The sequence below is a fragment of the Glycomyces rhizosphaerae genome (genome assembly GCF_042647865.1).
Taxonomy (GTDB): domain Bacteria; phylum Actinomycetota; class Actinomycetes; order Mycobacteriales; family Micromonosporaceae; genus Glycomyces; species Glycomyces rhizosphaerae.
This window is the reverse complement of record NZ_JBHRWO010000008.1, coordinates 23,057-49,665: the sequence shown is the minus strand read 5'-3', so window position 1 is coordinate 49,665 and position 26,609 is coordinate 23,057. Positions and strand designations below refer to the sequence as shown.

The window sequence follows — 26,609 nt, the reverse complement described above, 5'->3', positions numbered from 1 at the left end:
CCCTGATCAGTCGCCCTGCCACGCGTGCCAGAGCCCGGCATAGACCCCGCCCGCCGCGAGCAGTTCGTCGTGCGGGCCCTCTTCGGCGATCCGCCCGTCCTCGACCACCGCGATCCGGTCGGCCGAGGCCGCCGCCTGCAACTGGTGGGCGATCGCGATGACCGTGCGGCCCGCGAGCGCCGCCGCGAGCGCGGCCTCCACATTGCCAGCGCTGGCAGGGTCGATCCCCGCCGTGGCCTCGTCGAGGATCACGATCGGCGGGTCGGCGATCACGACGCGTGCGAGCGCGATCTGCTGCGCCTCAGCGGTAGTCAGCTTGCGATGCTCGGGGCCGAGCATCGTGTCCAGCCCGGCCGCGGCGGCCCACCCGGCGTCGACGCGACGAAGCGCCTCGAGCAGGTGCGCGTCGTCGGCGTCCGGTGCGGCCAGGATCAGGTTCTCGCGCAGGGTCGCGGTGAACACGTAATGCTCCTGGGTCACGAGCACCACGCGGCGGCGCAGATCCTCGACCGCGATGTCGCACACCGGCACCCCGCCGAGCAGGGCCGATCCGGTCCGCGGCCGGTCGATGCCCGCGAGCAGGCGCGCGATCGTCGACTTCCCGGCCCCCGAAGGCCCGACCACGACCAGTCGCTCGCCCTGCCTCGGGTGGAGGCTGAGTCCGTGCAGCACGTCAGGGCCGTCGCCGTACCCGAACGTCACGGTGTCGAGGACCAGGTCGGTCCCGTCCGGCTCGGCCTCGCGAGGCGTCGCTTCGATCAGCCCGACGCCCGCGATCCGTGCGAGCGCCGCCGAACCCTGCTGGAACTCGCTGAGATGGATCATGACCCCGTTGGTCGGGTTGGCGATGCGCACGACCACGGTGATCGCCGCGACCGCCGTGCCGAGGCTCAGGCCGCCCTCGGTGTACCACAGGCCGGCGGCGACGATCGTGAGCAGCAGCTGCAACCGATTGAGCCAGAGCAGGAGGAAGAAGAACTCGACCTGGAGCCGGATGAGCCGCATGAACCGCTCGAACAGGGTCGTGCCCCGCGCGTAACCGAGCGCGCGCCTTTCCTGCTGCATCGCGAGGGCGGCCACCGTCCGAGCCCCGCTGCCCGAAGCGGACAGGGTCTCGGCAGCCTCGCTCATGGCCGCGCGCTGCGCGGTGAACACCAGGTTCGCCTGGCGCAGATACCGGCGCGCCGCGAGCATCAGCGGCGGCAGCGTCAGCAGCGAGACCAGGCCCAGCAGCGGGTGGACCACGAAGAGCGCGAGGTACAGGACGAGCACTTCTATGAGGGAGGTGACGATCGTGGGTCCGTTGTCGCGCAGCAGGTCCGCGACCATGTTCACGTCGGACGCCGTTCGGGTGCCGAGGTCGCCGCGCCCGGCCTGCTCGACCCGGTCGAGCGGCAGCGCGAGCACCCGGGCCACGACGTCCTCGCGCAGCCGCGCCGCCGCCCGCTCGCCGAACCGGTAGCCCGCGCGCCGGCCCAGGCGGCTGAGCACGAACTGGACGGCGACGCAGACGAGGATGACGCCGCACGCCAAGTTGACGTCGCCCGCGTCCCAGCCCGCGCCGATGCCGTCGACGACCCGGCCCAGCAGAACCGGTACGGCGACGCTGAATCCGGCCGCGAGCGTGTACATGACCAGGACCTGCACCGCCGGGCCCTTGTCCGCGGCGAGCAGGTCCAGGAACGCCCGCCGCACCTGCGCCGGGCTCGCGATCGGCAGGCGCGATTGTGTGTCGGTGGCGCTCATGCGGACTCCTCATGCCTCACGAGACGGCGGTATTCGGGGTCGGCCAGCAGCTCGGCGTGCGACCCTGCGGCGTGCACTTTGCCCTCGACCATCCACACCACTCGGTCGGCGTGGGCCAACCACAGCGGCGAGGCCGTCACCACCAGCGTCGACAGTGCCGCGCGTGCGACGGCCACCCGTGCGGCGATGAGCGATTCGGTGTGCGAGTCCACCGCCGAGGTCGGCTCGACCGCCAGCAGGGTCCGCGGTTCGGCCGCGAGCGCGCGGGCGAGCCGGAGCCGCTGGCGCTGGCCGCCCGAGAGGTTCCGCCCGCCTTCGGCGATGCGCCCGTCGAGCGAACCCCCGAGCGCCGTGTACACGTCACGGGCGCAAGCGGTCGCGAGCGCGGCCGACGCCGCGTCGGGGTCGACCCGCAGCGTCTCGGCGAGCGTCGCGTCGAAGAGGTAGTCCTCGTCGGTGAGCAGCATGATCCGCTCGCGCACGTCCGCGAGCGCATACGCCTCCAGAGGATTCGCGCCCCAGCTCGCTTCGGAGTCGCGGTAGCGGGCCAGCCGCTCGCAGGCCTCCAGTGCCGGGGCGGTCTCGGCGGTGACGAGCACGGTGACCCCGGTGTCCGGGACGGCCAGGCCCGAATCGGGGTCGCGCAGCTCTCCGCCTTCGCCGCGGAGCGTCCCCTGGTCGTCCACATCGGTCGCGATGGCGAGGAACCGGGTGAGGCGACCGGCGGCCACCCAGCTCGCGACCAGGTAGCTCGCGGAGATGATGAAGTTCCCCGAGACGGCGATGAAGATGGTCGCGAAGCTGAACGCCGAAGTGAGGCCGCCGATGGTGAGTGAGCCGTCGACGGCGAGGAGCGCACCGACCCAGGTGATGACGGCGACGAACACGATCGGCATCGAGTTGCGCAGGGCGTGGATCCACGAGCTGGAGTTCGCCACCGCGTAGCCGCGGTCGCGCAGCGCCGTCGACTGGTCCTTGTACCGCGCGGTGAACAGCAGGTCCCCGCCGATGCCGCGGAGCACCCGCAGGCCGCCGACGATGTCGGCCGCTTGCGCGGTGAGCCCGCCGATCATGTCCCGGTAGTCGGCCTGGCGGCGCTGGAGGCGCTTCAGGAGCGGCCCGGCGACGAGGGCGGTGACGACGCTTCCGGCGACCACGATGCCGCCGAGCAGGGGGTGGATCGACCACACCAGGGCGGAGCCGATGATGAACATGGCGAGGTTGTTGACCAGGAACCCGATCTCGGTGACCGTATGGGCCGCCTTGCGCATGTCCTCGCTGGGCAGGTTCACCAGCTCACCGGCGGAGACTCGTCCGCGCACGCCGGTTCCGGCCGTGTTGAGGTGGTCGGTGAGCCGCTCGACGATGACCTGCTGGTTGACGGCGGCGGCGCGGTTGAACTGCCGGTAGCCGAGCACCCAGAACGTCGGCTGCGCGGTGACGGCGATGGCCATGAGCCCCAACCAGAACGCGAAGTCGCCGCCGTCGCGGGCGATGAGGCCTTCGTCGACGACCCGGCCGAGCATCCACAGCTGCGCCATCGAGGTGCCGCCCGCGAGCAGAAAGAACATGGAGCCCAAGGCGATCCGGCCGGTGTGGGGCCGGGCGAGGTCGACGAGCAGGCGCAGCGGGGTGAGTGCCGGTCTCGACCGTGCCGACTTACGGCTCGCAAGCTTCGCCGAGGACGCTTGCGAGCCGGAAATGTGCAGTGCCGACGGCCGTGGTCTGGAGGGCATGGGAACCAAGCTTACCGGCCGACCGGTATTGCGAGAACCGCATAAACCGTCGGCTTCCCGACCCTGCCGAGATCGTCCGTCCTGTTTGAGCAGCACCTCCGCGGGATACCCCTGGGTCCAAGAGCGACAGATAATCGAACCGAATGGAATTGTCATGCCTTACGTCGCCACACGCCATAACCCCGTCATCGTGCACATCATCGCGGCGGTCTTCTGGCTCATCGCGCTGATCATCCTGCTGCACCTCGCGTTCGTCCTCCTGGAGGCCAACCCCGGCAACCCGCTGGTGGACTTCATGGCCGATCTGGCCAACTGGTTCTCCTGGCTGTTCCGGGACATGTTCACCGGGATCGAGGACCCGAAGGTCCGTGCCGTCGTCAACTACGGCATCGCGGCCCTTGTCTTCCTGGCGATCGGCGGGGTCGTCTCGGGCGTCGGCGGCCGCCGACGCGGTCACAACTGACCTTCCCTTGAGTTGAACTTTCAAGTTTTTGTGCCGAGGGCCACGAAACCCGATGGCGCTCGCAAGTGGTTAGGAATGCCTTACCTAATCTGCTCGCGTGTCCGACGCCCTCACCTCGAATGAAGCGGTCCGCAGTCGAATCCCGACGCGGACCGCCGCGGTGTTCGCCGTCGGCATTGCAGCCCTTGCCGTCTGCATCGCGCTCAGCCTCGCCCTCGGCACCCGGCCCGTGCCGCCGGGCACCGTCCTCGACGCGCTCCTCGGCGATGACGCGAGCCGCGACGCCATCGCCGTCACCGGCATTCGCCTGCCCCGCACCATCATCGGCATCGTCGTCGGTGCCGCCCTCGGCCTCGCCGGAGCCGTCTGCCAAGGGGTCACCCGCAACCCCCTCGCCTCGCCCACCACCCTCGGCGTCAACGCCGGCGCCGCGCTCGCCGTCGTCGCCGCCATCCACCTGCTCGGCCTCGCCCGCCCCGCCGAGTTCCTGCCCTTCGCCCTGGCCGGGGCCGCGCTCGCCGCCATCGCCGTGTTCGCCCTCGCCCGCGGCGCCGGCGACCTCGACCCGGTCCGCTTGGCGCTCAGCGGAACCGTGCTCGCCTCGGTCCTCGCGGCCTGGACCTCCGCGCTCCTGCTCGCCTCCGAGCAGACTCTCGACGAGGCCCGCTTCTGGCTCGTCGGCTCCCTCGCGGGACGCAGCCTCGGCATGCTCGTCCCCGTCGCCGCCCCGCTCATCGCCGGGACGCTGCTCGCGTTCTTCGTCGCGCCCGCCCTCAACGCCCTGAGCCTCGGCGACGACTCGGCCTCGGCCCTCGGCGTCCCCGTCGCCCGCACCCGGCTCCTCGGCGGCATCGCCGTCGTCCTCCTCGCCGCCTCCGCGGTGGCCGTCGTCGGACCGATCGCCTTCATCGGCCTCGCCGCACCGCACCTCGTGCGCTTCGCCGTCGGGCCCGACCTTCGCCTGCTCCTGCCCGGCTGCCTCATCGGCGGCCCGGCGCTCCTGCTGGCCGCCGACGTCCTCGGACGGATGCTCTTGCGCCCCACTGAGATCGAAGTCGGCATCGTCACCGCCTTCCTCGGTGCGCCCCTCCTCGCCGTCCTCGCCCGGAAGGCCGCCCGATGAGCACCGAAGAGCGACATGGCGAAGCCGAAGGGACCGCCGCACCTGTCGACGGCCGTCGAGCCATCGCGGATCCACCGCCCGCTTCGCGCCGCCTCGGCGCCATCGCCCGCCAGCGCCGCCGCATCGCGCTCCTGGCCTTGGCAGGGCTCGTCCTCCTCGCCGCCGCGATGCTCGCCGGGATCTGCCTGGGCCAGAACAACCTCAGCCCCGCCCGCGCCCTCAACGCGCTCTTCCTCGGCACCGGCGAGCGCGGCGACGTGCTCCTCGTCGGGCGCTTCCGCACGCCTCGCGTGCTCAGCGCCGCCATCGCCGGGGCCGGCCTCGCCGTCGCGGGCGCGGTCCTCCAACGCGTGGCCCGCAATCCCCTCGCGAGCCCCGACGTCGTCGGCATCACCGGCGGCGCCTCGCTCGGCGCGACGGCCGCCGTCGCCCTCGGTCTCGCCGCACCGCTCACCCCGCTCGCGGCCCTCGGCGGCGGCCTCTGCGCCGCAGGCATCCTGACCCTTCTCGCTTGGAAAGGCGGCATCAGCCCGACCCGCCTCGTCCTGGTCGGCCTCGCCGTCCAAGCCGGACTGACCGCCGCCGTCAACCTCTTCATCGTCCGCTTCCCCGCCGAACTCGCCTCCTCCGCACTGCACTGGACCACCGGATCCCTATACGGCCGCAACTGGAACGAGACGATCATCGGCGCCGCCGCCACCGCGGTCGCCCTCACCGCCGCCTTCGCGCTCCACCGCCGCGCCGCCGTCCTCGACCTCGGCGACGACGCCGCCGGAGCCCTCGGCGTCCGCCCCGGTCCCGCCCGCCTTCAGCTGCTCGCGGTCGCCGTCGTCCTCGCCTCGCTCGCGGTCGCCCTCACCGGCCCCGTCGGCTTCGTCGCCCTCGCCGTCCCGCACCTCGTCCGCCGCCTCGCCGGGCCGCCGACCGCGGGCACCCTCGCACTGAACGCCCTCACCGGCGCGCTCCTGCTCCTCACCGCCGACCTCGTCGCCCAGCACGCGCTGCCGCTCGACGGCATCCCCGTCGGCGTCGTCACCGCCACCCTGGGCGCGCCGTTCCTGCTCGTGCTCATGGCCCGCCAGAACCGACCCGATCCGAGGACCACCGGATGACCAACGACCAGGGCGCCATCACCGCCGCGGGCCTGCGCCTCGGCTACGGCCGCAACATCATCGTCGACGACCTCGACCTCACGCTCCCCGGCGGCGCGGTCACCGCCATCGTCGGCCCCAACGCCTGCGGCAAGTCCACGCTCCTGCGCGGCCTCGCCCGCCTCCTCGCCCCCGACGCCGGGACCGTCGCCATCGACGGCGAGGACGTCCACCGCATGAGCGCCCGCGCCCTCGCCCGCCGCCTCGGCCTCCTCCCGCAGCAGCCCACCGCCCCCGAAGGCATCAGCGTCGAAGCGCTGGTCCGCCTCGGCCGCTACCCCCACCAGCGCGCCCTGCGCCCCTGGTCCGAAGCCGACAGCGCCGCCGTCGAGACCGCCTTGGCGCGCACCGAGACCGCTGAGCTCCGGGACCTCCCGGTCGACCACCTCTCCGGCGGCCAGCGCCAGCGGGCCTGGATCGCACTCGCGCTCGCCCAGGACACGCCGCTGCTCCTGCTCGACGAGCCGACCACGTTCCTCGACCTGCGCCACCAGCTCGACGTGCTCGACCTGGTGTCCGACCTCAACGCCCACCACGACCGCACCGTCGTCATGGTCCTGCACGACCTCGGCCAGGCCGCCCGCTACGCCGACCACCTCGTGGTCATGCGCGGCGGCGTTCCCGCGGCCGTCGGCGCACCCGCCGACGTGCTCACGGCCGACCTCGTGGAAGACGTCTTCGGCGTCGCCTGCAGCGTCGTCCCCGACCCCGAGACCGGCACCCCGCTGGTGGTCCCGCGCGCGAGCGCCCGGCACCGCCGCTCCTGACACCCCGCCACCCGAAAGGAACCCATCACATGAAGTCCACGAGGAGCGGTCTGCGCGCCGCCGCGGCACTGCTGGCGACCGCCGCGCTGGCCGCCACGGCCGCTTGCGGCGCGGCGACCGCGACCGGCGACGCCGCCGAGCAGCAATCCGACGCGACCGGCGCGTTCCCGCGCACCATCGCCCACGTCATGGGCGAGACCGAGATCCCGGCCCGGCCCGAGCGGGTCGTGGTCCTCGACTCCGGCGAGCTGGACGACGTGACGCTCCTCGGCATCGAGCCGGTCGGCGCGGTCTCCCCGCACTTCAAGAGCACCGGCGGCTTCCCCGACTACCTGGCCTCGATGACCGAGAACACTGTGGACGTCGGCCCGATGGAGGAGCCCGACCTGGAGAAGATCGCCGAGCTCGCGCCGGACCTGATCCTCTCCTCGAAGATCCGCCACGAGGCCCTCTACGAGGACCTCTCGGCCATCGCGCCCACGGTGTTCACGGAGACCACCGGCGTGGCGTGGAAGGAGAACCTCGCGGTCCACGCCGAGGCCCTCGGCCTCGAAGACGAAGCGGCCGAAGCGCTCGAGGCCTACGAGGCCCAGGCCGCGGCCCTCGGCACCGAGATCGAAGCGGCCTACGGCGAGATGCCCACCGTGTCGATCGTCCGGTTCGTCGCGGGCCCGACCCGCCTGTACCAGAAGGCCACCTTCTCCGGCGTGATCCTCGAAGACGTCGGCGTCGCCCGCCCCGAATCGCAGGACGTGGACGACTTCGCCCTCGAAGTCGGCCCCGAGCAGATCGACCTCGCCGACGCCGACCTGCTCTTCGTCACCGCGGCCGACATCCCGGAGAACACCGAGCAGGAAGCGGCCATGGACAACCCGCTGTGGGCCGAGATGGAAGCGGTCAAGAACGACAAGGTCTTCAACGTCGCCGACGAGATCTGGATGAGCGGCATCGGCATCCAGGCCGCCCGCCTCGTCCTCGCCGACCTGGCGAACGCCGCCGGGGTCGACCTCCCGGGCGCCGAATAACAAGCCCCCGGCCGCGCCCTCCTCGAACGGGGCGCGGCCGGGCCCTCGCTGTGCCGACCTGTTCCGGAAGGCCGCGACGCGTAGCGGGCGCTAGCACGTTGTTCGCCGTTCGGCAGGCGCATCAGGGTATTTGGGAAATCCGGACAGGGGCTCTCGGGCGCGGTGTTATGGAGTCGTCGTCCGGTCCGTAGAGCGCGAAAGGCGTGCTCGACCGGCGCGGCGTCAGGAGGATGAGTCCGATGCGCATGTTGTTGAAGGTGCAGGTCCCGGCCGACGGAGGCCAGCAGATCTCCGATGAGGAGTGGCCGAAGAAGCTCAAGCAGATGCTGGAGATGCTCAAGCCGGAGGCCGCCTACTTCTCCCCGCAGGACGGGATGCGGACCATGATGATCTTCTTCGACATGCAGAAGGAGTCCATGATGCCGGTCGTCACCACGCCCCTGTTCGACGAGCTGAACGCGAAGGTCACGCTCTCGCCCGCCATGAACGTCGATGACCTCATGGCCGGGTTGAAGCAGGCGAAGAACAACCGCTGACCGCCGAAAGACGCGTCAGGGCCCGGCCGCACAGCGGCCGGGCCCTTCGCCGCAGTCCTCAGGCAGCGCTCTGCCAGTCCAAGTCGGCCTGGCTCACGACCGTGCCGAAGCGGGGGAAGTTCAGTTCCACCGCCGCATCATGCTCCCTTCGACTCAGGGCGCTCATCGCGTCCTCGACGAACACCAGGTCGTACCCGTGGTCGGAGGCGGACCGCGCGGTCGATTCGACCCCGAGGTTGGTCATGATTCCGGCCATCACCAGGGTCTCGGCCCCGACGCGGTTCAGGGCCGCGTCGAGGTCGGTGCCGTGGAAGCCGCCGATGGTGCGCTTGACGACGACCACATCCGCCAGTGCCGTGATCGGCTGGGCCAGTTCGCTTCCCGGCGGCTGCTCGTCCACGTTCGGTCGCTCCACCCGGATGGCCACCACCGGGGCGCCCGCTTTGCGGGCGCCCTCGGCGAGGGCCGTCGCCGTTTCCAGCACGGACGAACCTGATCGCGGCTCCATCCGCAACTCCAGGAGCCTCGGCATCAGGTCGACCAGGACGATCGCAGTCCGCTGGGGGTCAAGAAGAGTCATGCGGCCACAGTAGTCAGTCGGCGTCGCGCATCCGCAGGAGCTTTCTGGCCTCGACCGTCGAGATCGCCGGTCGCTGCGCCAGCGCCGCCGCCTCCGCCGCCCGCATGACCAGCTGTTCGTTGCCCGTGACCGGCCGCCGCCTCGCGAACGAGACCGTGTCCTCCATGCCCACCCGCAGATGGCCCCCGTGGGCCAGCGAGGCGAACATGACCGGGAGCGTCGTCCTGCCGATGCCCGTGGCGGAGAAGGTGGTTCCCTCCGGCAGGTACCGGCGCACCCCCTCGGCGAACGCGGTCACCGTCGACGCGTCGCCCGCCGCGCCTCCCGGCACGCCGAGCACGAAGTCCACGTGCACGTGGCCGCCGAACGGCAGCTCGTGCAGGTTCAGGAGGCGTTCCAGCGCCGCCAGGTGGCCCAGGTCGAACAGCTCGTACTCCGGCACGACCGCCTTGTCCTGCATGCGCTCGTGCAGTTCGACGATGAACTCCCAGCGGTTCATGAAGACGTCCTCGCCGAAGTTCACCGTCCCCATCGTGCAGGAGGCCATGTCCGGTTCCGCGTCGAGGACGGCGAGCCGCGCCCGCTCCCCGTCGCGGACCGAGCCGCCCGTCGACAGCTGCACGATGAGGTCCGTCGTGTCCCGAAGGGCCGCAACGGCGTCCCGCAGGCGCACCGGGTCGAGGGTCGGTCGGGCGTCGTCGTCGCGCAGGTGCACGTGGATGATCGAGGCGCCGGCCTGCTCGCACCGCTTCGCGGTGTCGGCCAGCTCCTCCAGCGTCACCGGCAGCGCCGGGACCTCGGCCTTGTCGACCTCGGCCCCGGTGGGCGCCACCGTGATCAGCGTCCCGGTCACGCGACCTCCGCCGTCTCGTCGTGCAGGGCCGCGGCCAGGCGCGACCGCGCCGCGGCCTCGTTCCCGTCCTCCTTGGCGCGCATCGGCGGGTGCATGTTCGCCCACCACTGCTGCCCCGCTTTGGGAAGCGTGTCGATCGGGTCGTAGAACGGGTACCGGCGGGTGAGCGCGTCGGGGTCGTCGGCCTCGATCGACGTGCGGTAGTTCTTGGTCCAGTACGAGATCCCGAGTTCGCGGTCGTACTCGGAGAGCTGGTGGACCCAGCGCTTGCCGACCATCGGCACGTCGCAGATGATCCGGGGGGTCGCGTACCCGGGGAGGTAGCCCATGATCGCGGTCTGCAGGTCCTGGGCCTGCGCGACGGAGGTGCGCCAGTGCTCGGCGTTGGGGATCATGTCGCACATGTAGAAGTAGTACGGCAGGATGTTCGCCTCGCCCTGCAGGGCGAAGCACAGGTCGAGCAGGTCGGCCTGGGTGTCGTTGACGCCGCGCATGAGCACGCCCTGGTTGCGCACGTCGCGCACGCCGGCGTCGAGCATCGCCGCCGCGGCCTTCGCCACGGTCGGGGTCACCGAGTTGGCGTGGTTGATGTGGGTGTGGATCGCCAGGTTGACCCCCTGGCCGGCCGCGCGCTTGGCGACGCGGGCCATGCCCTCGACGATCTCGTCCTGCAGCCAGTGCTGGGGGAGACCCATCAAGGCCTTGGTGGCGAGGCGGATGTCGCGGATGGTCTCCACGTCCAGGAGCCGGTCGAGGAACCGTTCGAGCTGCTTCCACGGCAGGTTCGCCACGTCGCCGCCCGAGACGACCACGTCCCGCACGCCCGGATGCGCCACAAGGTAATCGAGGATCGCCGACTGCCGGTCGACCGGCTTCAGCGCCAGCCGCCGCTTGTCCACCGTGGGCGTCGAATTGCCCACGAGGTCCATGCGCGTGCAGTGCCCGCAGTACTGGGGGCACGTCGAGAGCAGCTCGGCGAGCACCTTCGTCGGGTACCGGTGGGTGAGGCCTTCGACCGCCCACATGTCGTGCTCGTGCAGCGAGTCGCGGGTCGCGAACGGGTGCGAGGGCCAGTCGGTGTGCCGGTCCGAAGCCACCGGGAGCATGTAGCGGCGCACCGGGTCGGCGTAGAACGCGTCGGTCCACGAGCCCGGGGCGGTCTCCTCGATCGCGGGCGCCATCGTGTTGAGCATCTGCGGCGGCAGCAGCATCGACATGGTCGCCGAGTGCGCCATGTCCGAGGCGAGGTCCTCGTAGAACGACTCGTGGAGCCGATCGCCCACGACCTCGCGGAGCTGCTTGACGTTCTTGACGCAGTGCACGCGCTGCCACTGCGCCGAAGCCCAGTCGGCCTCGGTCACGTCGCCCCAGCCGGGGAACCGCGTCCAATCCGGCTCCTCCAGCCGACGACGCCGGTACTGGTACGGCTGCTCGATCACGGGCACTGTGTCTCCCGCTGGTCGATCCGACACCTTCTCACCTCCATGTCCGGGCTGGTAGCCCGGGAATACGCGTGGATAGGGATGCCCATCCTTGTGACGAGGATAACCTTCCGTTACTGTAGTGCGCTAGGTCCCGCATATTGAGACTCTATAAATACCCTGCTACCAGGAAGGGCGGCAACGATGTCGACAGGCTCACCGGTCGGATCGCACCGAGTCGTCAGCCCCGCCGGAGCGCTGCCACAAGCAGCGGATCGGCTCGACTCAGACCCCGATATCGCCGACGATGAAGTCCGCATCAGCGTCGAGCGACTCAACCTCGACGCGGCCTCCTACCGGCAGCTCCACACCGCCCACGGCGGTGACGGCGAGGCCATCCGGGCCGAGGTGCTCGCGATCATCGATCGCCGCGGCAAGATGCACAACCCCGTGACCGGCTCCGGCGGCATGCTCATCGGCACCGTCGACGCCGTCGGCCCCCGCTCGCCGCTCGGCCTCAAAGCCGGCCAGAAGGTCGCCACCCTCGTCTCGCTCACCCTCACCCCGCTGCACATTGATGACGGATTGGCGCGCTGGGACGGCAATTCCGAGCAGGTTCCGGCCAGCGGCCACGCAATCCTCTTCGGCCGCTCCATCGCCGCCCCCCTCCCCGATGACCTGCCCGAACACCTCGCGCTCGCCGTCCTCGACGTGTGCGGCGCGCCCGCGCTCGTGCGCCGGGTCGTCGCCCGCCGCACGCACGGCGCCACCACGGTCGCCGTCCTCGGCGCGGCCGGGAAGTCCGGTTCGCTCTCGCTCGCCGCCGCGCGGGACGCCCACGCAGCGAAGGTCCTCGCCGTCGTCCGCGACGAGAACGAGGCCGCCCAGCTGCTCGGCTCCGGCCTCGCCGACGACATCGTCGTCGCCGACGCCACCGCCCCGCTCCCTCTCGCCAGGAAGGTCACCGAGGCCCTCGACGGGCGCGGCGCCGACGTCACCGTCGTCTGCGTCGACGTCCCCGGCTGCGAACACGGCGCGATCCTCTCGACCGCCACCGGCGGCACGGTCATCTTCTTCTCCATGGCCACCTCGTTCCCGACCGCCGCCCTCGGCGCCGAAGGCCTGGCCGCCGACGTCGAGATGCTCATCGGCAACGGCTACGTCCCCGGCCACGCCGACTACGCGCTCCACCTCTTCCGCGAGAACCCGCACCTCAGGGACCTCTTCATCGACCGAGTGGGGACGGAGGACTGACATGACCGCCGAACTCCCGCTCGACCCCGCCGTCGTCGCCAACGCCCGCCGCCTTGCAGCGAAGGCCGCCCAACCCGTCGTGGACCTGGCCCGCAGCCACACCACCGTCTCCGTCGAACGCGCCACGCTCCGCCTCGCCGGACTCACCGGCGCCGACCCCGACGGCATCCCGTGGGTCAACCGCCTCGCCGACGCCGTCGCCGACCAGGTCGGCATCGAACACGGCATCGCCCTCCCGGTCTTCCACGCGCTCAAGGACTTCCCCGACCTCGACCGCCTCGCTCACGCCGCCGCCGCGGACGGCGTCCGCTTCACCCTCCCCACGGGAAGCGACGCCGCGACCGCCCGCGAACACGCCCAGGCCGCGGTCCGCACGGGCTTCGACCGCGTCGACGCCTCCCGCCGCCGCCGCGACCAGCTCGTCACCGAGATCGGCGACCCGCCCCAGCGCCCCTGGATCTACCTCATCGTCGCCACCGGCGACATCTACGAGGACATCCCGCAAGCGCAGGCCGCCGCCAAGGCCGGAGCCGACGTCATCGCCGTCATCCGCTCCACCGGGCAGTCCCTCCTGGACTACGTCCCCGAAGGCGCCACCCGCGAGGGCTTCGCCGGGACCTACGCCACCGGCGAGAACTTCCGGCTCATGCGCGCCGCCCTCGACGAGACCTCCCGCGAGGTCGGCCGCTACATCCGCCTCACCAACTACGCGTCCGGGCTCTGCATGCCCGAGATCGCCGCGCTGGCGGGGATGCACCGGCTCGACATGATGCTCAACGACTCGATGTACGGCATCCTGTTCCGCGACATCAACCCGATCCGCACCTTCGTGGACCAGCGCTTCTCGCGCCAGGTCCACGCCCGCGCCGGGATCATCATCAACACCGGCGAGGACAACTACCTGACCACGGCCGACGCGGTCGAGGCCGCCCACACCGTGACCGTCTCGCAGCTGCTCAACGAGCGCTTCGCGCACGAGGCCGGGCTCCCCGACCCGCTGCTCGGGCTCGGGCACGCCTTCGAGATCAATCCTGAAGTGCCCGAATCGTTCCGGCTGGAACTCGCGCACGCGCTGCTGGCCCGCCAGCTGTTCCCCGACGCGCCGCTGAAGTGGATGCCGCCGACCAAGCACATGACCGGCGACGTGTTCCGCGGCAACCTCCTCGACGGGTTCTTCAACCTCGCCGGGGTCATGACCGGGCAGTCGATCCTGCTGGTCGGCATGATGACCGAAGCGGTCGTCACCCCCTGGCTCTCGGACCGCGACATCGCCCTCCAGAACGTGCGGTACGTGCTCAGCGCCTGCGCCGGGCTCGCCGAGGACTTCCATCCGCCCAAGGACGGCTTCATCGCGAACCGCGCCAACGAGGTGCTCGGCGAGGCCGTGGACCTCCTGGGCCGCATTGTGGACGACGGCCTGCTCAACGCCATCGCCGACGGCACCTTCGGGATCATGAAGCGCCCCGCCGACGGCGGCCGGGGCCTCGACGGGGTCGCGAAGCGCGCCGACGACTACTGGAATCCGGCCACGGACGAGCTGGACAGGACGAGCCCCGACCAAGACGCCCTGAAGGAGGACTCCCGGTGAGCCGCATCGTCAGGCCCTACGGGGACACCACCGGCGACGGCATGGTGCAGCTCTCCTTCACCCTGCCCGTCCCGCACGACAAACGCGCCGAGGGCGCGGCCCTCCAACTCGCCGCCAAGATGGGCCTCGACGGCGCGATGCTCGTGCACGCCAAGCCCATCGGCGAGGGCTACACGTTCTTCGTGGTCTACGGCGCGTCCACGCACCTCGTCAACCTCGACGAGGTCAAAGTGGTCGAGAAGGACTACCCCCATATGAGCCCCAAGGAGGTCAACGACGCCATCCGCGAGCGGCTCGGCCGCAAGCTGTGCGTCGTGGGCGCCTGCATCGGCACCGACGCGCACACCGTCGGCATCGACGCGATCCTCAACATCAAGGGCGTGGCGGGGGAGAAGGGCCTGGAGTACTACCGCGAGCTGCGCGTGGTCAACCTCGGCGCGCAGGTCGCCGTGCCCGACCTCGTCAACCGCGCCGTCGACGAAGAGGCCGACGCGGTGCTCGTGAGCCAGGTCGTCACCCAGAAGGACGCCCACCTCCACAACACCCGCGAGATGGCGGCCGCGTTCCGTGAGGCCCTGCCGCCTGGGAAGCGCCCGCTGCTCGTCGTCGGCGGCCCCCGCTTCGACGAGGGCGCGGCGAACGACCTCGGCGTCGACCGCATCTTCACCCGCGGCACCACCCCGTCCGATGTGGCCTCCTACCTCGTCCACCGGCTCGTGACCATGAAGACCGCACCCCTGAAGGACCCCGTATGAGCGCCAACCACGACGGTGTCACCGTGACCCATCGCCGCTACATCCCCTACGGCCACGCCCACTACGGCGGGAACCTCGTGGACGGCGCCTACGGCCTCGGCATGTTCGGCGACGTGGCCACCGAGCTGTGCGTCCTCACCGACGGCGATGAGGGCCTGTTCGCGTCCTATGCGGACGTCCAGTTCAAGGCGCCCGTGAAGGCCGGCGACGTCGTGGAGGCCACCGCCACGGTGGTGCGCACCGGACGCCGCAGCCGCACCGTCGAATTCACGCTCGCAGTCGTGTGCCGCGCCGATCCCGAACGCGGCGAGTCCGCGGCGGTCGTGCTGGACGAGCCGATCATCGCCACCACCGCCACGGGCACCGTGGTCGTTCCATGAGCGGAGCCGTCGTCTGCGTCGACGTCGGATCGACCTACACCAAGGCCGCCGTCGTCGACGCGGACGACGGCGACCTCCTCGGCACCGCCTCGCGCCCGACCACGATCGGCACCGACGTCATGGAAGGCCTCCGCACCGCCGTCGCGGAGGCGACCCCCAAGGGCGCCACCGTCATCGACACCCTCGTCTGCTCTTCCGCAGGCGGGGGCCTGCGCCTGGCCGTGATCGGCAACGAGCCCCTGGTCACCGCCCGCGCCGCCTACCGGGCCGGGCTCAGCGCCGGGGCCCGCGTCGTCGACGTGCGCGCGGGGGACCTCGCGGCGGGGGACTTCCTCGAGCTCGCCGCCGCCCGCCCCGACGTGATCCTCTTGGCCGGAGGCACCGACGGCGGGGACGAGACGGCCTTGCGCGCCCACGCCGAAGCCCTCGCCGCCTCCGGCTCTCGCACCCCGGTCGTCCTGGCGGGCAACGCCAACGCCGCCGCCGACATCGCAGCGCTCCTCACCGGAGCCGGGATCGACACGACCCGCGTCGCGAACGTCCTGCCGCGCATCGGCGTCCTCAATCCCGTGCCCGCCCGCACCGCGCTCCGCGAGGTCTTCCTCCGTCACGTGATCGCCGGGAAGCACCTCTCCGCCAGCGCCGACTTCACCCGCATGGTCAAGGCCGCCACCCCGGACGCCGTGCTCACCGGTGTGGAACTCCTGGCGGAGCGCACCGGCGCCGACCTGCTCGTGGTCGACGTCGGCGGCGCGACCACCGACGTCTACTCGGTGCTCACCCCCGACGCCGAACGCGAGGGCCCGCGCGCCGAAGTCGCCGGAACCGCTTGGCGTTCGAGAACAGTGGAAGGCGACCTCGGCGTCCGCCACACCGCCGTCGGCATCACCGAGGCCGCCGACGAGGAAGACCTCGCCGCGAGCTGGGACCTGCCGGAGGCGGCCCGCCTGCGCGCCGCGAACCCGGCCTTCCGCGCCACCGACCCCGCCGACGACGCCGAACTGAGCGCGCTGGCCGCCCGGATCGCGGTGCGCCGCCACGCGCGCGGCGAGCGGATCGGCGGACCCACCGAGCCGCTGCGCGGCGGCAAGGACCTCGCGGCCGTGAGCCTCGTCGTCGGCTCCGGCGGGATCCTCCGCCGCGACCCCGAGGCCGCCGTGTGGCTGCGCGAAGCGGTCGGCGCCGACACCTCCGGCGGCGTCCGGCCGCCCAAGGACGCCCGCTTCGCGATCGACGCCGACTACCGGCTCGCCCCGGCCGGGCTCCTCGCCGCGAACGGCCACCGCAATGCCGCAATTGGACTCCTGGAGTCCACATCGTTCTGATCCGGGGCAACCGCTCGCCCAGCCCGCGGCGTACTGCATGTGGACATCCCTCAACACCCTGCAAGCCAACGAAGGGCGACCATGGAACGACGCGATGTAATCAAGCTCGGGGCCGCAGTGACCGCGGGCGGGGCCATCCTGGGCTCCGCCTCCGCCGCGCACGCGGAGCAGGTGAGCACGCAGGCCGCCGCCACCTCGGCGGCCCAGATCAAGGCGATCTGGGACTACGAGACCGGCAACGCCGGCGGCACCTGGCAGGGCTACGTGACCCTCCTCAACGGCAGCGGCGCCCCCGTCGTCGCCGTGGACCAGGGCTCGACGAGCGTCCAGACGGCCGCGAGCATCAACAAGCTGGGCATCGCCCTCGGCGTGCTCGACAAGATCGACCGGGGCGAACTGGCCCTGGACGACCGGATCACCCTCACGTCCGACATCATCCTCACCGGCTCGGGCTTCTACTTCCACCAGACCGCTTACGGCGACGAGATCACCGTCGCCAACGTGCTGGTCGCGATGCTCCTGACCTCCGACAACACCTCGGTGCGGCTGTGCGGCCTGGTCTGCCCGCCCGCCGAGATCAACGAGACCCTGGCTGCGAAGGGCTTCACCGACACCCGCGTGATCCCCAACCCCGCCAACCCGAACCGCATGTGGCTCGGCGACACCACCACCTTCGAGACCAACGACCTCCTGACCCGCCTGGCGAAGGGCGAGCTGCTCTCGGCCAAGAGCACGAGCTTCTTCCTGAACATCCTGAAGGGACTCAGCGGCTACCACGACGGCTTCCGCCGCAACATGTCCTCGGTCGAACGCGCGCGCGTCGCCATGAAGTACGGCGCGGACGACGCCACCCGCAGCGAGTCCGGCGTGGTCTACAGCGCCGCCGGCGCCCCGGCCCTCGTCTACTCGTTCATGGCGCAGTACGACGACAACTGGGGCAACTACGGCGCGACCCACCCGGCCGTGCAGGCCCACGCGAAGATGGGCCGCAAGATGCTCAACGCCGTGAACGCGTCCGCCGTGGCCGCGTCCGACGCGGTCACGCTCGAAGTCGAGCCGGAAGCGCTCAACGCCGACCTGGTGCAGTAGGCGAATCGGAGCCCCCGGCAGCAATGCGGCCGGGGGCTTTGTCATGAAAAGCGGGTTCATCGTGCAAGTGTTAGCCGACGTGAATCCCCAGGCCACCGACCCGCAATGCGGTGTTCATCGATGGTTGTGACAGTCTGGTGCGCGACCTGGCATTTCCAGGCCCGGCCCCGGGCTCTCGGCCCTCCCTCGGAAAGCGACAACGACATGTCCACAGCACCACGCACGATCGACCGGCGCCGCCTCCTCACCGGCTCGGCCGCCGTCGCCGCAGGCATCGCGGCCGCCGCAGTCGCCGAGCCGGCCTCGGCCGAGCCGACCACTAGCGCGCTCCAGTCCACAATCGATCCGACGTCGGGCGCGTCCCTCCGCACCACCGCCCAGTACGCCCAGTACGACGGCCCCGCCTTCGTGGACACCTACGCCACCAACATCACCGAGAACCAGACCGCCGAGAGCAACGCCGCCGTCCGCATCCTCAGCGGCTTCCAGGACGTCTGGCAGACCGGCCCCGAATGGAACAACGGCACCGTCGTCGACGAAGACCTGCTCGAAGACAACATGGCCTACAGCGCCGACCTCACCGGCGCACGCACCCTCGCGGAAGCCAAGCAGGCCTTCATCTTCGACCGCCAGCACCAGAGCTACAGCGCCATCGGCGGCCTCGGCCCCCTCGAAGCCCTCTACAAGACCGGCGCGAAGGCCGTCACCGCCATCACCAGCGCCCCCGACGGCATTCCCGCCGGCAAGATCAGCGACTCGGTCCCGCCCGGCGCCCCGGCCGGGTCCGCCAACGGCGCCGGCGCCACCGACTCCGAACTCGGCAAGGTCGCCCTCCTCGTCAACACGGTCCGTGGCAACTTCACCTCCTCGAACCCCAGCAAGTTCGCGTACCTCTACCCGCGCCCCTACCGGATGAACGAGGACAGCGAAGTCGCCGAAACCGGCGGCATCCCCGTCCTCGGCATCCCGGCCTACGACTCGAAGGTCCTCGTGGCCCCGCAGCTGCTGCGCCAGCGCTCCGACATTCCCGCGGAAGACGGCGGCTTCCCCTCCGGCCATGCCAACGCCGCGTGGCTCGCGGCCTTCGCGCTGGCCTACGCCGTCCCGGAGCGGTTCCAGGAGCTGCTCACCCGCGCCTCCGACGTCGCGCACTCGCGCATCATGGCGGGCATGCACTCGGTGGTCGACGTCGTCGGCGGTCGCATCCTCGGCACCGCCTTGGCCGCCGCCGTGCTGCACAACCCGGCCACCGCCCAGATCAAGGCGGACGGCCGCGAACAGGCGCTCGCCTACTTCACCGCCGCCACGGGCGTCTCGGCCGACGGGCTGCACGCCTACGCGCACCGCGAGGGCCCCGACACCGACCTGTACGCCGACCGCGAGGCCAACCGCGAGCGCTACCGCGAACGCCTCACCTACTTCCTGGAGCGGTCCGGCTCGGACGCCGCCATGATCGTCCCCAAGGGAGCGGAAGTCCTCCTGGAGACCCGCCTGCCGTACCTGGACGCCGAGCAGCGCCGCGAGGTCCTGGCCACGACCGCGCTCAAGTCGGGCTACCCGATCCTGAACGGGCCCGAGCAGTGGGGCCGCCTGGACTACTTCACCGCCGCCGACGGCTACGCCCGCTTCAACGCCGATGTCGCCGTCGCCATGGACGCCGCCCAGGGCGGTTTCAGCGCCGCCGACACCTGGCGCAACGACATCGGCGGCTCCGGCAAGATCACCAAGACCGGCACCGGTTCGCTCACCCTCACCGGCGACAACTCGTTCTCCGGCGGCGTGCTCGTCCAGGAGGGCACACTCCGCGCGGCCTCCGCGAACGCCCTCGGCAAGGGCGGCGTCACCGTCACCGGCGGGACCCTCGCCGTCGACGCCGACCAGCTCGAACTGCGCGCCTACGCCCAGTCGAACGCGGCCCTCCAGGTCGTGCTGAACGCCGAAGGCGAACCGGCCCTTGAGGTCGCCAACAAGGTCACCCTCGGCTCCGGTGCCGTCCTGAAGATCGCCCTCGACCCGCAGCGCCCGCCCGTCGCGGGCGTCTCGCTCCCGCTGGCCGAGGCCGAGGAGATCGTCGGCACCTTCGCCGAAGTCGTCCTCGACCTCCCCGGCTACACCGCCACGCTCGAATACTCGAAGAAGCGCATCGAAGTCCGCATCGACGCCGCCTGACCTGAATCGGCCCCGGCCGCGGCCGGGGCCGATCGAAATCCCTACAAATCCCAGTCCGTACATTTGTGCGATTCAATTTGGAAATCAAGGCTCAAATCTCCCTAGGCTTCATGGCATCACCTCCGAAAGGAAAACCATGAGCGCCGACGAAGTCCTCGCCTACTACACCCAGCCCGGCCCGCTCTCCGACGCCGGAGCCCACCGCGACGCATTGCTCGCCGTCCCGTCCGACATCCCCGGGATCCTCGCCGCCGTCCAAGGCGTCCTCGTGCACCAGGACCTCGCGGGCGTCTACGGCTTCGACATGCCCGAAGATCGCCGCGAGACCGCGCACTTCCGTTCAACCGGTCCGATCCTCGGGCGTGTCCTCGACGAGGACCCCCGCCCCCTGACCGAGGCGCGCACGCCCGAACGCCGGATCGCCTGCACCTGCCGCACCTTCAGCCTCGTCGCGGTCGCGGCCATGCGAGCCCACGGCATCCCCGCCCGCGCCCGCTGCGGCTTCGGCAACTACTTCGATGCCGGCTGGCACATCGACCACTGGGTCGCCGAGTATTGGGACGGCGAACGCTGGATCCTCGCCGACGCCCAGATGGACCCGCTGCTCACCAAGGTGATCGGTTTCGACTTCGACCCGGCCGACGTGCCGCGCGACCGATTCGTCGTCGGCGGGCAGGCCTGGATCGCCTACCGCGACGGGCGACTCGACGCCGACAAGTGCGGCCTGACCATTCCCGGCGAACAAGGTGCGTGGTGGATCGCCTCCAACCTCGTCCGCGACGTCGCCTCCCTGTCCAACATGGAGTTGCTGCCCTGGGACGTGTGGGGCGTGATGCCCGAACCCGACGACGAGATCACCAAGGACTTGACCGCCCTCTTCGACGAACTCGCCGCGGTCACGGTCGATCCGGCGACCGCCGCCGACGCCCGCTCACACTACGAAGCCGACGACCGACTCCGTGTCCCCGCCCAGGTGCGCAACCATGTGCGCAGCCGCCTCGAGACGGTGATCCCGGTCGACTGACCTGCCCGTGCTGTACGGTTCGGTGCGTATCCCACACAAAAGGAGTGACCAACAGTGGACGTGGAGCGCACCGAGCTGCCCGGAATCGGCGTGCGGTTCGAATTCGAGACCAAACGCCATGTGCGCCTAGGTATCGTGGCCCATCGCGAAGGCCGCCGCGATTTCATCATCTACGACCCCGACGACCCGGACTCGATGCTCGACTGCATCGTCTTCTCGGCCGACGAGTCGGCCGCGATCGGTGAACTGCTCGGCGGCGCCCGCATCGTCGAGAAGCTCAACCGGCTGCACCACGAGATCGACAACCTCGTCTCCCGCCAACTGCACGTGGACGCCACCAGCCCCTACGCCGACCGGCCCCTCGGCGACACGCGCGCCCGCACTCGCACCGGCGCCTCGATCGTCGCCATCGTCCGCGCCGACGGCGTCGAGACCGGCCCGCCCCCGTCCTCGATCCTGCGCGTCGGCGACCGCCTGGTGACCATCGGGACGCAGGAGGCCGTCGACTCGGTCGACCGGATCCTGCGCGGTCTCGAATAATGCACGGGACCGTCGCGCTTCTCCTTGAGCTCGGCCTCCTCATCGGAGCCCTCGGTCTGCTCGGAGCCTTCGCCGGCAAGTTCGGCATCTCCGCCATCCCCCTCTACCTCCTCGCCGGCCTCGCCTTCGGCCACGGCGGCATCTACGAGATGCACGCCATCACCGGATTCCTCGACGTCGGCGCCGAAGTGGGCGTCGTCCTGCTCCTGTTCACCCTCGGCCTGGAGTACACGCCGCGCGAACTGCTCGGCACCATGAAGACCTCCTGGCTCGGCGCCGTCGTCGACCTCGTCCTCAACGCCGCGCCCGGCGTCGCCTGCGCGCTCCTGCTCGGCTGGGGCCCCGCGGCCGCGGTCGTCTTCGGCGGCGTCACCTACGTCTCGTCCTCGGGCATCATCGCAAAGGTCCTCACCGACCTCGGCTGGCTCGGCAACCGCGAAACGCCGACCATCCTCGCGCTCCTGGTCGCCGAAGACATGATCATGGCGCTCTACCTGCCGATCCTCACCACGATCCTGGCCGGGCTCGCGTTCGCCCAAGCCGCCGTCGGCCTCGGCGTCGCCCTGCTGGCCGTCGCCCTGGCCTTCGTGGTCGCCTCCCGCTTCGGCGGGCTGCTCTCGCGGTTCCTCAGCTCCCCGAACGAGGAGATCCTGATGCTCAAGGTCATGGGCATCGTCCTCGTCGTGGCCGGGCTCGCCGAGAAAGTGCACGTCTCGGCCGCGGTCGGCGCGTTCATCGTCGGCATGGCCCTCTCCGGTGAAGTCTCGCGCCAAGCCGAAGAGACCCTCGAACCGCTCAAGAACCTGTTCGCGGCGGTCTTCTTCGTCAACTTCGGCCTCGAGACCGACCCGACCGCGCTGCCACCGGTGCTCCCGGTGGCGATCGCGCTGGCGGTCTGCACGATCGCGACGAAGTTCGCCACGGGCTGGTGGGCGGCCGGCCGATCCGGCTCGGCCTTCACCGGCAAGCTCCGCGCCGGACTCGTGCTCCTCCCGCGCGGCGAGTTCTCGATCGTCATCGCGGGACTCGGCGTGACGGCGGGGCTGAATCCCGCGCTCGGTTCCGTCGCCGCAGCGTACGTGCTGATCCTCGCCGCCCTCGGCCCGCTCGCGCCGCGCCTGGCGGGGCCGATCGTGGCGAAGCGCCGCAAGAAGAACCGCGCGAAACGCCTCGCCGAGGCAGCGACGTGACAATGCGGGGCGCGAGGCCGGCGCCCCGCACCGGATCGCCGTGACCGATGAGGCGGGTGCGAAAGAGATCACCGCACTCCCAGAAGTCGGTGTCAGGGCCAAGTTGAACGCTCGCCCTTGCGATGCGCAGCCACGGCCCGGAGCTGATCGGAATGCCCGGTGAAGGTGATGTCCCGCAAGCGCCCGGCCACCGTCCAGATTGCGACTGTGCCCGCGTCGTGGTCCCACGAGAGGCAACGGTCGTCGAATGCCTGGGCCGCTTCGGGGCGGAACGCCACCGGTTTCAAGGTCGCCTTCGACGCGCGCCTGCCTTGCAGCCGCCCGGCTTTGATCATTCCGGCGATTGCGGCGTAAGCACCGCAAGTCTTCATGATGACCAGCTGCGCCACCTGCGATCCGAGCCCGCGGGCTCTCAATTCGGCATAGGCGAGCTGGCGCAGCGCGTATTCGCGCGGCAACCCCTTGTTCGTAGGCGACGACAGCAGTCCAGTTCGCGGCCTCATTGACAGCACGCAGCGTCGCTGCCAGCGCCGCCGCTTGCTCCGGCGTCGGCAACAGCTTCACCTGCACCATCTGCCTGCCCATTCCCACAACGATAAGGTCGAGGTATGACAACAACTCCGGCCCCAGCGGCTCCGGGCCCCAGTGATCCTGGTCGCACACCTGCTGAAACCGCGAACCCGCTCCGCCCGCAAGACGAGGTCGTCGACATCGCCCGCGACCTCATCCGCATCGACACCACCAACACCGGCGACAACGCGACCGCCAAAGGCGAGCGCGCCGCCGCCGAGTACGTCGCGGAGAAGCTCGCCGAAGTCGGCCTCGAAGCCAAGATCTACGAGTCCGCGCCCGGCCGCGCCTCGGTCGCCTGCCGCTACCCCGGCGCCGACCCCACCCGCGGGGCCCTCCTCCTCCACGGCCACCTCGACGTCGTCCCCGCCGAAGCCAGCGAATGGACCGTCCACCCCTTCAGCGGCGAGATCAAGGACGGCTACCTCTTCGGCCGCGGCGCCGTCGACATGAAGGACTTCGACGCCATGCTCCTCGCGCTCGTGCGCGACTGGAAGCGCCGAGGCAAGGTCCCCCCGCGCGACCTCGTCCTCCTCTTCACCGCCGACGAAGAGGCCGGCTCCGACTACGGCGCCCGCTTCATGGTCGAGCAGCACCCCGAGGTCTTCGAAGGCGTCACCGAAGCGGTCGGCGAAGTCGGCGGATTCTCCATGACCCTGCCCAACGACCTGCGCGTCTACGTGGTCCAGACCGCGGAGAAGGGCCTCGACTGGCTCCGCCTGCGCGCCACCGGCCGCCCCGGCCACGGCTCGATGCTCCACGACGACAACGCCGTCACCCGCCTCACCCGCGCCGTCGCCAACATCGGCCAGCACGAGTTCCCGGTCGAGATGACCCCCACGGTCCGCCAGTTCCTCGAGTCCGTCTCCGAACTCACCGGCATCGCATTCGACCCGAACAACCCCGACGAGACCGTCGCCAAGCTCGGCCCGGTCGCCCGCCTCATCGGCGCGACCCTGCGCAACACGGCGAACCCGACCCGCCTCAACGCGGGCTACAAGACCAACGTCATCCCGTCCACCGCCGAAGCCGTCCTCGACTGCCGCTCCCTGCCGGGCCGCAACGACGAACTCGAAGCCACCCTCCGCGAACTCGCCGGGGCCGGCATCGACTTCGAATACGAGATCCGCCAGCCCGGCTACGAGACCAGCTTCGACGGCGTCCTCGTCGACGCCATGGCCGATGCGATCCGCCAGGCCGACCCCGGCGCCCGCACCGTCCCGTACATGCTCTCGGGCGGCACCGACGCCAAGGCCTTCGCCACCCTCGGCATCCGCTGCTTCGGCTTCGCGCCGCTCAAGCTGCCCGCCGACCTCGACTTCACCGCCCTGTTCCACGGCATCGACGAGCGCGTGCCGCTCGACGGCCTCCAGTTCGGCGTCGACGTGATGGACCGCTTCATCTCCCGCTCCTAGCAGCGAGAACCCAACGGGCCCTAGGCCGGTGAGCACGCTCACCGGCATAGGGCCCGTCGATTCCTGGACACCTCGCCCCGATCGACGCTACAATCGGCGGCGATGTTGATTTTCCTTTAGAAAGCAGCCAGGTCCCGCGTAGAGCCGAGCTCCGCGAAGGCCGCAAGGCACGCATCGCAATCCAAGAAGCCAAGAGCCTTCCGCGCGCGTGCCGTTCTCCCTTCCATTCCTGAACGACTGCTTTCTGGAGGCGCGCATGTTCCGCCATGCCCAACTGACCCTTGTAGACACCACCAAGCGCTACGCCGACCACCTCGTCCTCGACCGGGTCACCTTCGCCGTCAAACCGGGGGAGAAGCTCGGCGTCATCGGCGACAACGGATCCGGCAAGTCCACCCTGCTCAGGCTCCTCGCCTCCGTCGAGGAACCCGACAACGGCGAACTCACCGTCGCCTCCCCAGGCGGCATCGGCTACCTGCCGCAGCAACTCGACCTGCCCGAACAGGGCACGGTCGCCGACGCGATCGACCTCGCGCTGGCCGACCTGCGCGACATCGAGAAGGCGATGCGCGAGGCCGAACAGGACATCGCCGACGGCGACGAGGCCGCAGGCGACGTCTACGCCGACCTGTTGGCGCACTTCGAAGCCCGCGAAGGCTGGGAAGCCGACGTGCGCGTCGACCAGGCGCTTGAGGTCCTCGGGCTCCCAGGCCTCGACCGAAGCCGCCCCTTGGGGACGCTCTCGGGCGGCGAACGCTCGCGGCTGATGCTGGCCGCGACCCTCGCGGCCAGGCCCGCGCTGTTGCTGCTCGACGAACCGTCGAACGACCTCGACGACGACGCCGTCACCTGGCTCGAAGCGCAACTGCGCGACTGGCCCGGAACGGTGGTCGCCGTGACCCACGACAGGGCGTTCCTGGAGGCCGTCACCACGACGATGCTCGAAGTGGCCGACCGAAAAGCCCGCCGCTACGGCAACGGCTACGCCGGATACCTCATTGCAAAGGAGACCGAACGCCATCAGGCGCAAGAAGCCTATGAGACCTGGAAGATCGAAGTCGATCGCCAAGGACATCGTGGACCACAATGCGGGCCGACTCGGAGCCATCCCCCGCAAGCTGGAGAAGCCCGGTTCGGGTGCAGGAGCCTTCAGGGCCCGCAGCCGCACCCACGGCGCGAGTAGCCGCATCAAGGTCGCGAAGCAGATGCTCGAACGCCTGCTGGCCGCCCCGGTCCCGAAGCCCCCCGAGCAGATGCGGTTCGAGTCCGCGCTGGAGACCACCAGCGCCGGAACCGAAGCGCCAGCCTTGGCGCTCAAGGGCATCCGAGTAGGCGACCGGCTCAAGGTCGACGACCTGTCGATCGCCCAAGGCGAACGAATCCTGATCACCGGCCCGAACGGAGCGGGCAAGACCACGCTCATGCGAGTCCTCGCCGGCGAACTCGAACCCGACGAGGGAGCGGTCGACCGCACCGGAGCGATCGGCCACCTGCGACAGCTGGCGGGCCCCGGTTCAGGTCGCCAATCGGTGCTGCGCGCCTTCGCCGAAGGCCGGGTCGGCACGCTCGAGGAGCACGCCGAGGCACTGGACCGCCTGGGGCTGTTCACACACGACCGGTTCGGCACCCCGGTGTCGGCCCTCTCGGTCGGCCAGCGCCGCCGCCTCGAACTGGCCAGGCTGGTCACGAGGCCGGTGGACGTCCTCCTGCTCGACGAGCCGACCAACCACCTGTCGCCGATGCTGGCGGAGCAACTCCAGGAGGCCCTGGTGGACTATCGGGGAACGGTGATCCTGGTCAGCCACGACCGCCGCCTCAGAACGTCCTTCCAAGGCCGCCAGCTGCAAATGGACGCGGGCTCGGTCATGGCGAACCTCTAGACGGTTGGAAAAGCGGCGGGCGGCGATCG

General features: G+C 70.7%; 23 protein-coding genes and 1 pseudogene. 18 read left to right on the top strand and 6 right to left on the bottom strand.

Annotated features, from left to right (window positions below; translation table 11 throughout):
* Positions 1-6 precede the first annotated feature (6 nt).
* Positions 7-1,746 (bottom strand): ABC transporter ATP-binding protein, encoded by a 1,740-nt coding sequence (locus ACFO8M_RS08375; protein ID WP_387973217.1) that lies wholly within the window; start codon positions 1,744-1,746, stop codon positions 7-9.
* Complete coding sequence (locus ACFO8M_RS08370) at positions 1,743-3,482, bottom strand: ABC transporter transmembrane domain-containing protein (protein WP_387973214.1); 1,740 nt, start codon at positions 3,480-3,482, stop codon at positions 1,743-1,745. Before ACFO8M_RS08370 ends, ACFO8M_RS08375 begins: the two co-directional genes overlap by 4 nt.
* Positions 3,483-3,636: 154 nt before the next feature.
* Here ACFO8M_RS08370 and ACFO8M_RS08365 point away from each other — a divergent pair, with 154 nt between their 5' ends.
* From ACFO8M_RS08365 to ACFO8M_RS08340, 6 genes are all read left to right on the top strand, one after another.
* Positions 3,637-3,945 carry a hypothetical protein gene (locus ACFO8M_RS08365; protein WP_387973211.1) on the top strand — a complete coding sequence of 103 codons (309 nt, stop codon included), beginning with the start codon at positions 3,637-3,639 and terminating at the stop codon, positions 3,943-3,945.
* Between the two features lie 97 nt (positions 3,946-4,042).
* Positions 4,043-5,068: a FecCD family ABC transporter permease gene (locus ACFO8M_RS08360; protein ID WP_387973208.1), complete on the top strand. Its 1,026-nt coding sequence runs from the start codon at positions 4,043-4,045 to the stop codon at positions 5,066-5,068.
* The gene (locus tag ACFO8M_RS08355; RefSeq protein ID WP_387973205.1) at positions 5,065-6,180 is read left to right on the top strand and encodes a FecCD family ABC transporter permease; all 1,116 of its coding nucleotides are present in this window, start codon (positions 5,065-5,067) and stop codon (positions 6,178-6,180) included. Before ACFO8M_RS08360 ends, ACFO8M_RS08355 begins: the two co-directional genes overlap by 4 nt.
* Positions 6,177-6,986, top strand: coding sequence for an ABC transporter ATP-binding protein (locus tag ACFO8M_RS08350; RefSeq protein WP_387973202.1), 810 nt, complete (start codon positions 6,177-6,179; stop codon positions 6,984-6,986). Before ACFO8M_RS08355 ends, ACFO8M_RS08350 begins: the two co-directional genes overlap by 4 nt.
* A gap of 29 nt (positions 6,987-7,015) precedes the next feature.
* Positions 7,016-8,011, top strand: a complete 996-nt coding sequence (locus tag ACFO8M_RS08345; RefSeq protein ID WP_387973200.1) for an ABC transporter substrate-binding protein — start codon at positions 7,016-7,018, stop codon at positions 8,009-8,011.
* 239 nt (positions 8,012-8,250) lie between these two features.
* Positions 8,251-8,547 (top strand): hypothetical protein, encoded by a 297-nt coding sequence (locus ACFO8M_RS08340; RefSeq protein WP_387973197.1) that lies wholly within the window; start codon positions 8,251-8,253, stop codon positions 8,545-8,547.
* Between the two features lie 58 nt (positions 8,548-8,605).
* On the opposite strand, the gene ACFO8M_RS08335 is transcribed toward ACFO8M_RS08340, so the two are convergent.
* The 3 genes from ACFO8M_RS08335 to ACFO8M_RS08325 are packed head-to-tail and all read right to left on the bottom strand — an operon-like array spanning position 8,606 to position 11,425.
* Complete coding sequence (locus tag ACFO8M_RS08335; protein ID WP_387973194.1) at positions 8,606-9,127, bottom strand: isochorismatase family protein; 522 nt, start codon at positions 9,125-9,127, stop codon at positions 8,606-8,608.
* Between the two features lie 13 nt (positions 9,128-9,140).
* Complete coding sequence (locus tag ACFO8M_RS08330; protein ID WP_387973191.1) at positions 9,141-9,980, bottom strand: BKACE family enzyme; 840 nt, start codon at positions 9,978-9,980, stop codon at positions 9,141-9,143.
* Complete coding sequence (locus ACFO8M_RS08325) at positions 9,977-11,425, bottom strand: KamA family radical SAM protein (RefSeq protein WP_387973694.1); 1,449 nt, start codon at positions 11,423-11,425, stop codon at positions 9,977-9,979. Before ACFO8M_RS08325 ends, ACFO8M_RS08330 begins: the two co-directional genes overlap by 4 nt.
* Before the next feature lie 180 nt (positions 11,426-11,605).
* Here ACFO8M_RS08325 and kdd point away from each other — a divergent pair, with 180 nt between their 5' ends.
* From kdd to ACFO8M_RS08275, 10 genes are all read left to right on the top strand, one after another.
* Positions 11,606-12,655: an L-erythro-3,5-diaminohexanoate dehydrogenase gene (kdd, locus tag ACFO8M_RS08320; RefSeq protein ID WP_387973188.1), complete on the top strand. Its 1,050-nt coding sequence runs from the start codon at positions 11,606-11,608 to the stop codon at positions 12,653-12,655.
* 1 nt (position 12,656) lies between these two features.
* Complete coding sequence (gene kamD, locus ACFO8M_RS08315) at positions 12,657-14,243, top strand: lysine 5,6-aminomutase subunit alpha (RefSeq protein ID WP_387973186.1); 1,587 nt, start codon at positions 12,657-12,659, stop codon at positions 14,241-14,243.
* Positions 14,240-14,998, top strand: coding sequence for a lysine 5,6-aminomutase subunit beta (kamE, locus tag ACFO8M_RS08310; protein WP_387973184.1), 759 nt, complete (start codon positions 14,240-14,242; stop codon positions 14,996-14,998). Before kamD ends, kamE begins: the two co-directional genes overlap by 4 nt.
* Positions 14,995-15,378 (top strand): 3-aminobutyryl-CoA ammonia lyase, encoded by a 384-nt coding sequence (kal, locus tag ACFO8M_RS08305; protein ID WP_387973181.1) that lies wholly within the window; start codon positions 14,995-14,997, stop codon positions 15,376-15,378. The genes kamE and kal overlap by 4 nt, the downstream gene beginning before the upstream one ends.
* Entirely contained in the window at positions 15,375-16,703 is a 1,329-nt protein-coding gene (locus tag ACFO8M_RS08300) for a glutamate mutase L (RefSeq protein ID WP_387973178.1), read from the top strand. The genes kal and ACFO8M_RS08300 overlap by 4 nt, the downstream gene beginning before the upstream one ends.
* 81 nt (positions 16,704-16,784) lie before the next feature.
* Positions 16,785-17,792, top strand: a complete 1,008-nt coding sequence (locus tag ACFO8M_RS08295) for a serine hydrolase (RefSeq protein ID WP_387973175.1) — start codon at positions 16,785-16,787, stop codon at positions 17,790-17,792.
* Between the two features lie 204 nt (positions 17,793-17,996).
* Positions 17,997-19,961, top strand: coding sequence for a phosphatase PAP2 family protein (locus ACFO8M_RS08290; RefSeq protein WP_387973172.1), 1,965 nt, complete (start codon positions 17,997-17,999; stop codon positions 19,959-19,961).
* Positions 19,962-20,097: 136 nt separating this feature from the next.
* On the top strand, positions 20,098-20,985 hold the full coding sequence (locus ACFO8M_RS08285; protein ID WP_387973170.1) for a transglutaminase-like domain-containing protein: 888 nt from the start codon (positions 20,098-20,100) through the stop codon (positions 20,983-20,985).
* A gap of 54 nt (positions 20,986-21,039) precedes the next feature.
* Positions 21,040-21,525, top strand: coding sequence for a cation:proton antiporter regulatory subunit (locus tag ACFO8M_RS08280; RefSeq protein ID WP_387973167.1), 486 nt, complete (start codon positions 21,040-21,042; stop codon positions 21,523-21,525).
* Entirely contained in the window at positions 21,525-22,715 is a 1,191-nt protein-coding gene (locus tag ACFO8M_RS08275) for a cation:proton antiporter (protein WP_387973163.1), read from the top strand. The genes ACFO8M_RS08280 and ACFO8M_RS08275 overlap by 1 nt, the downstream gene beginning before the upstream one ends.
* 92 nt (positions 22,716-22,807) lie before the next feature.
* Here ACFO8M_RS08275 and ACFO8M_RS08270 read toward each other — a convergent pair whose 3' ends face one another.
* On the bottom strand, positions 22,808-23,173 hold the full coding sequence (locus tag ACFO8M_RS08270; protein ID WP_387973160.1) for a hypothetical protein: 366 nt from the start codon (positions 23,171-23,173) through the stop codon (positions 22,808-22,810).
* Between the two features lie 150 nt (positions 23,174-23,323).
* On the opposite strand from ACFO8M_RS08270, the gene ACFO8M_RS08265 reads away from it, so the two are divergent.
* Positions 23,324-24,700, top strand: a complete 1,377-nt coding sequence (locus ACFO8M_RS08265) for a M20/M25/M40 family metallo-hydrolase (RefSeq protein ID WP_387973157.1) — start codon at positions 23,324-23,326, stop codon at positions 24,698-24,700.
* A 256-nt stretch (positions 24,701-24,956) separates the two neighbouring features.
* Positions 24,957-26,580, top strand: a pseudogene (gene abc-f, locus ACFO8M_RS08260) (ribosomal protection-like ABC-F family protein).
* Positions 26,581-26,609: the final 29 nt, after the last annotated feature.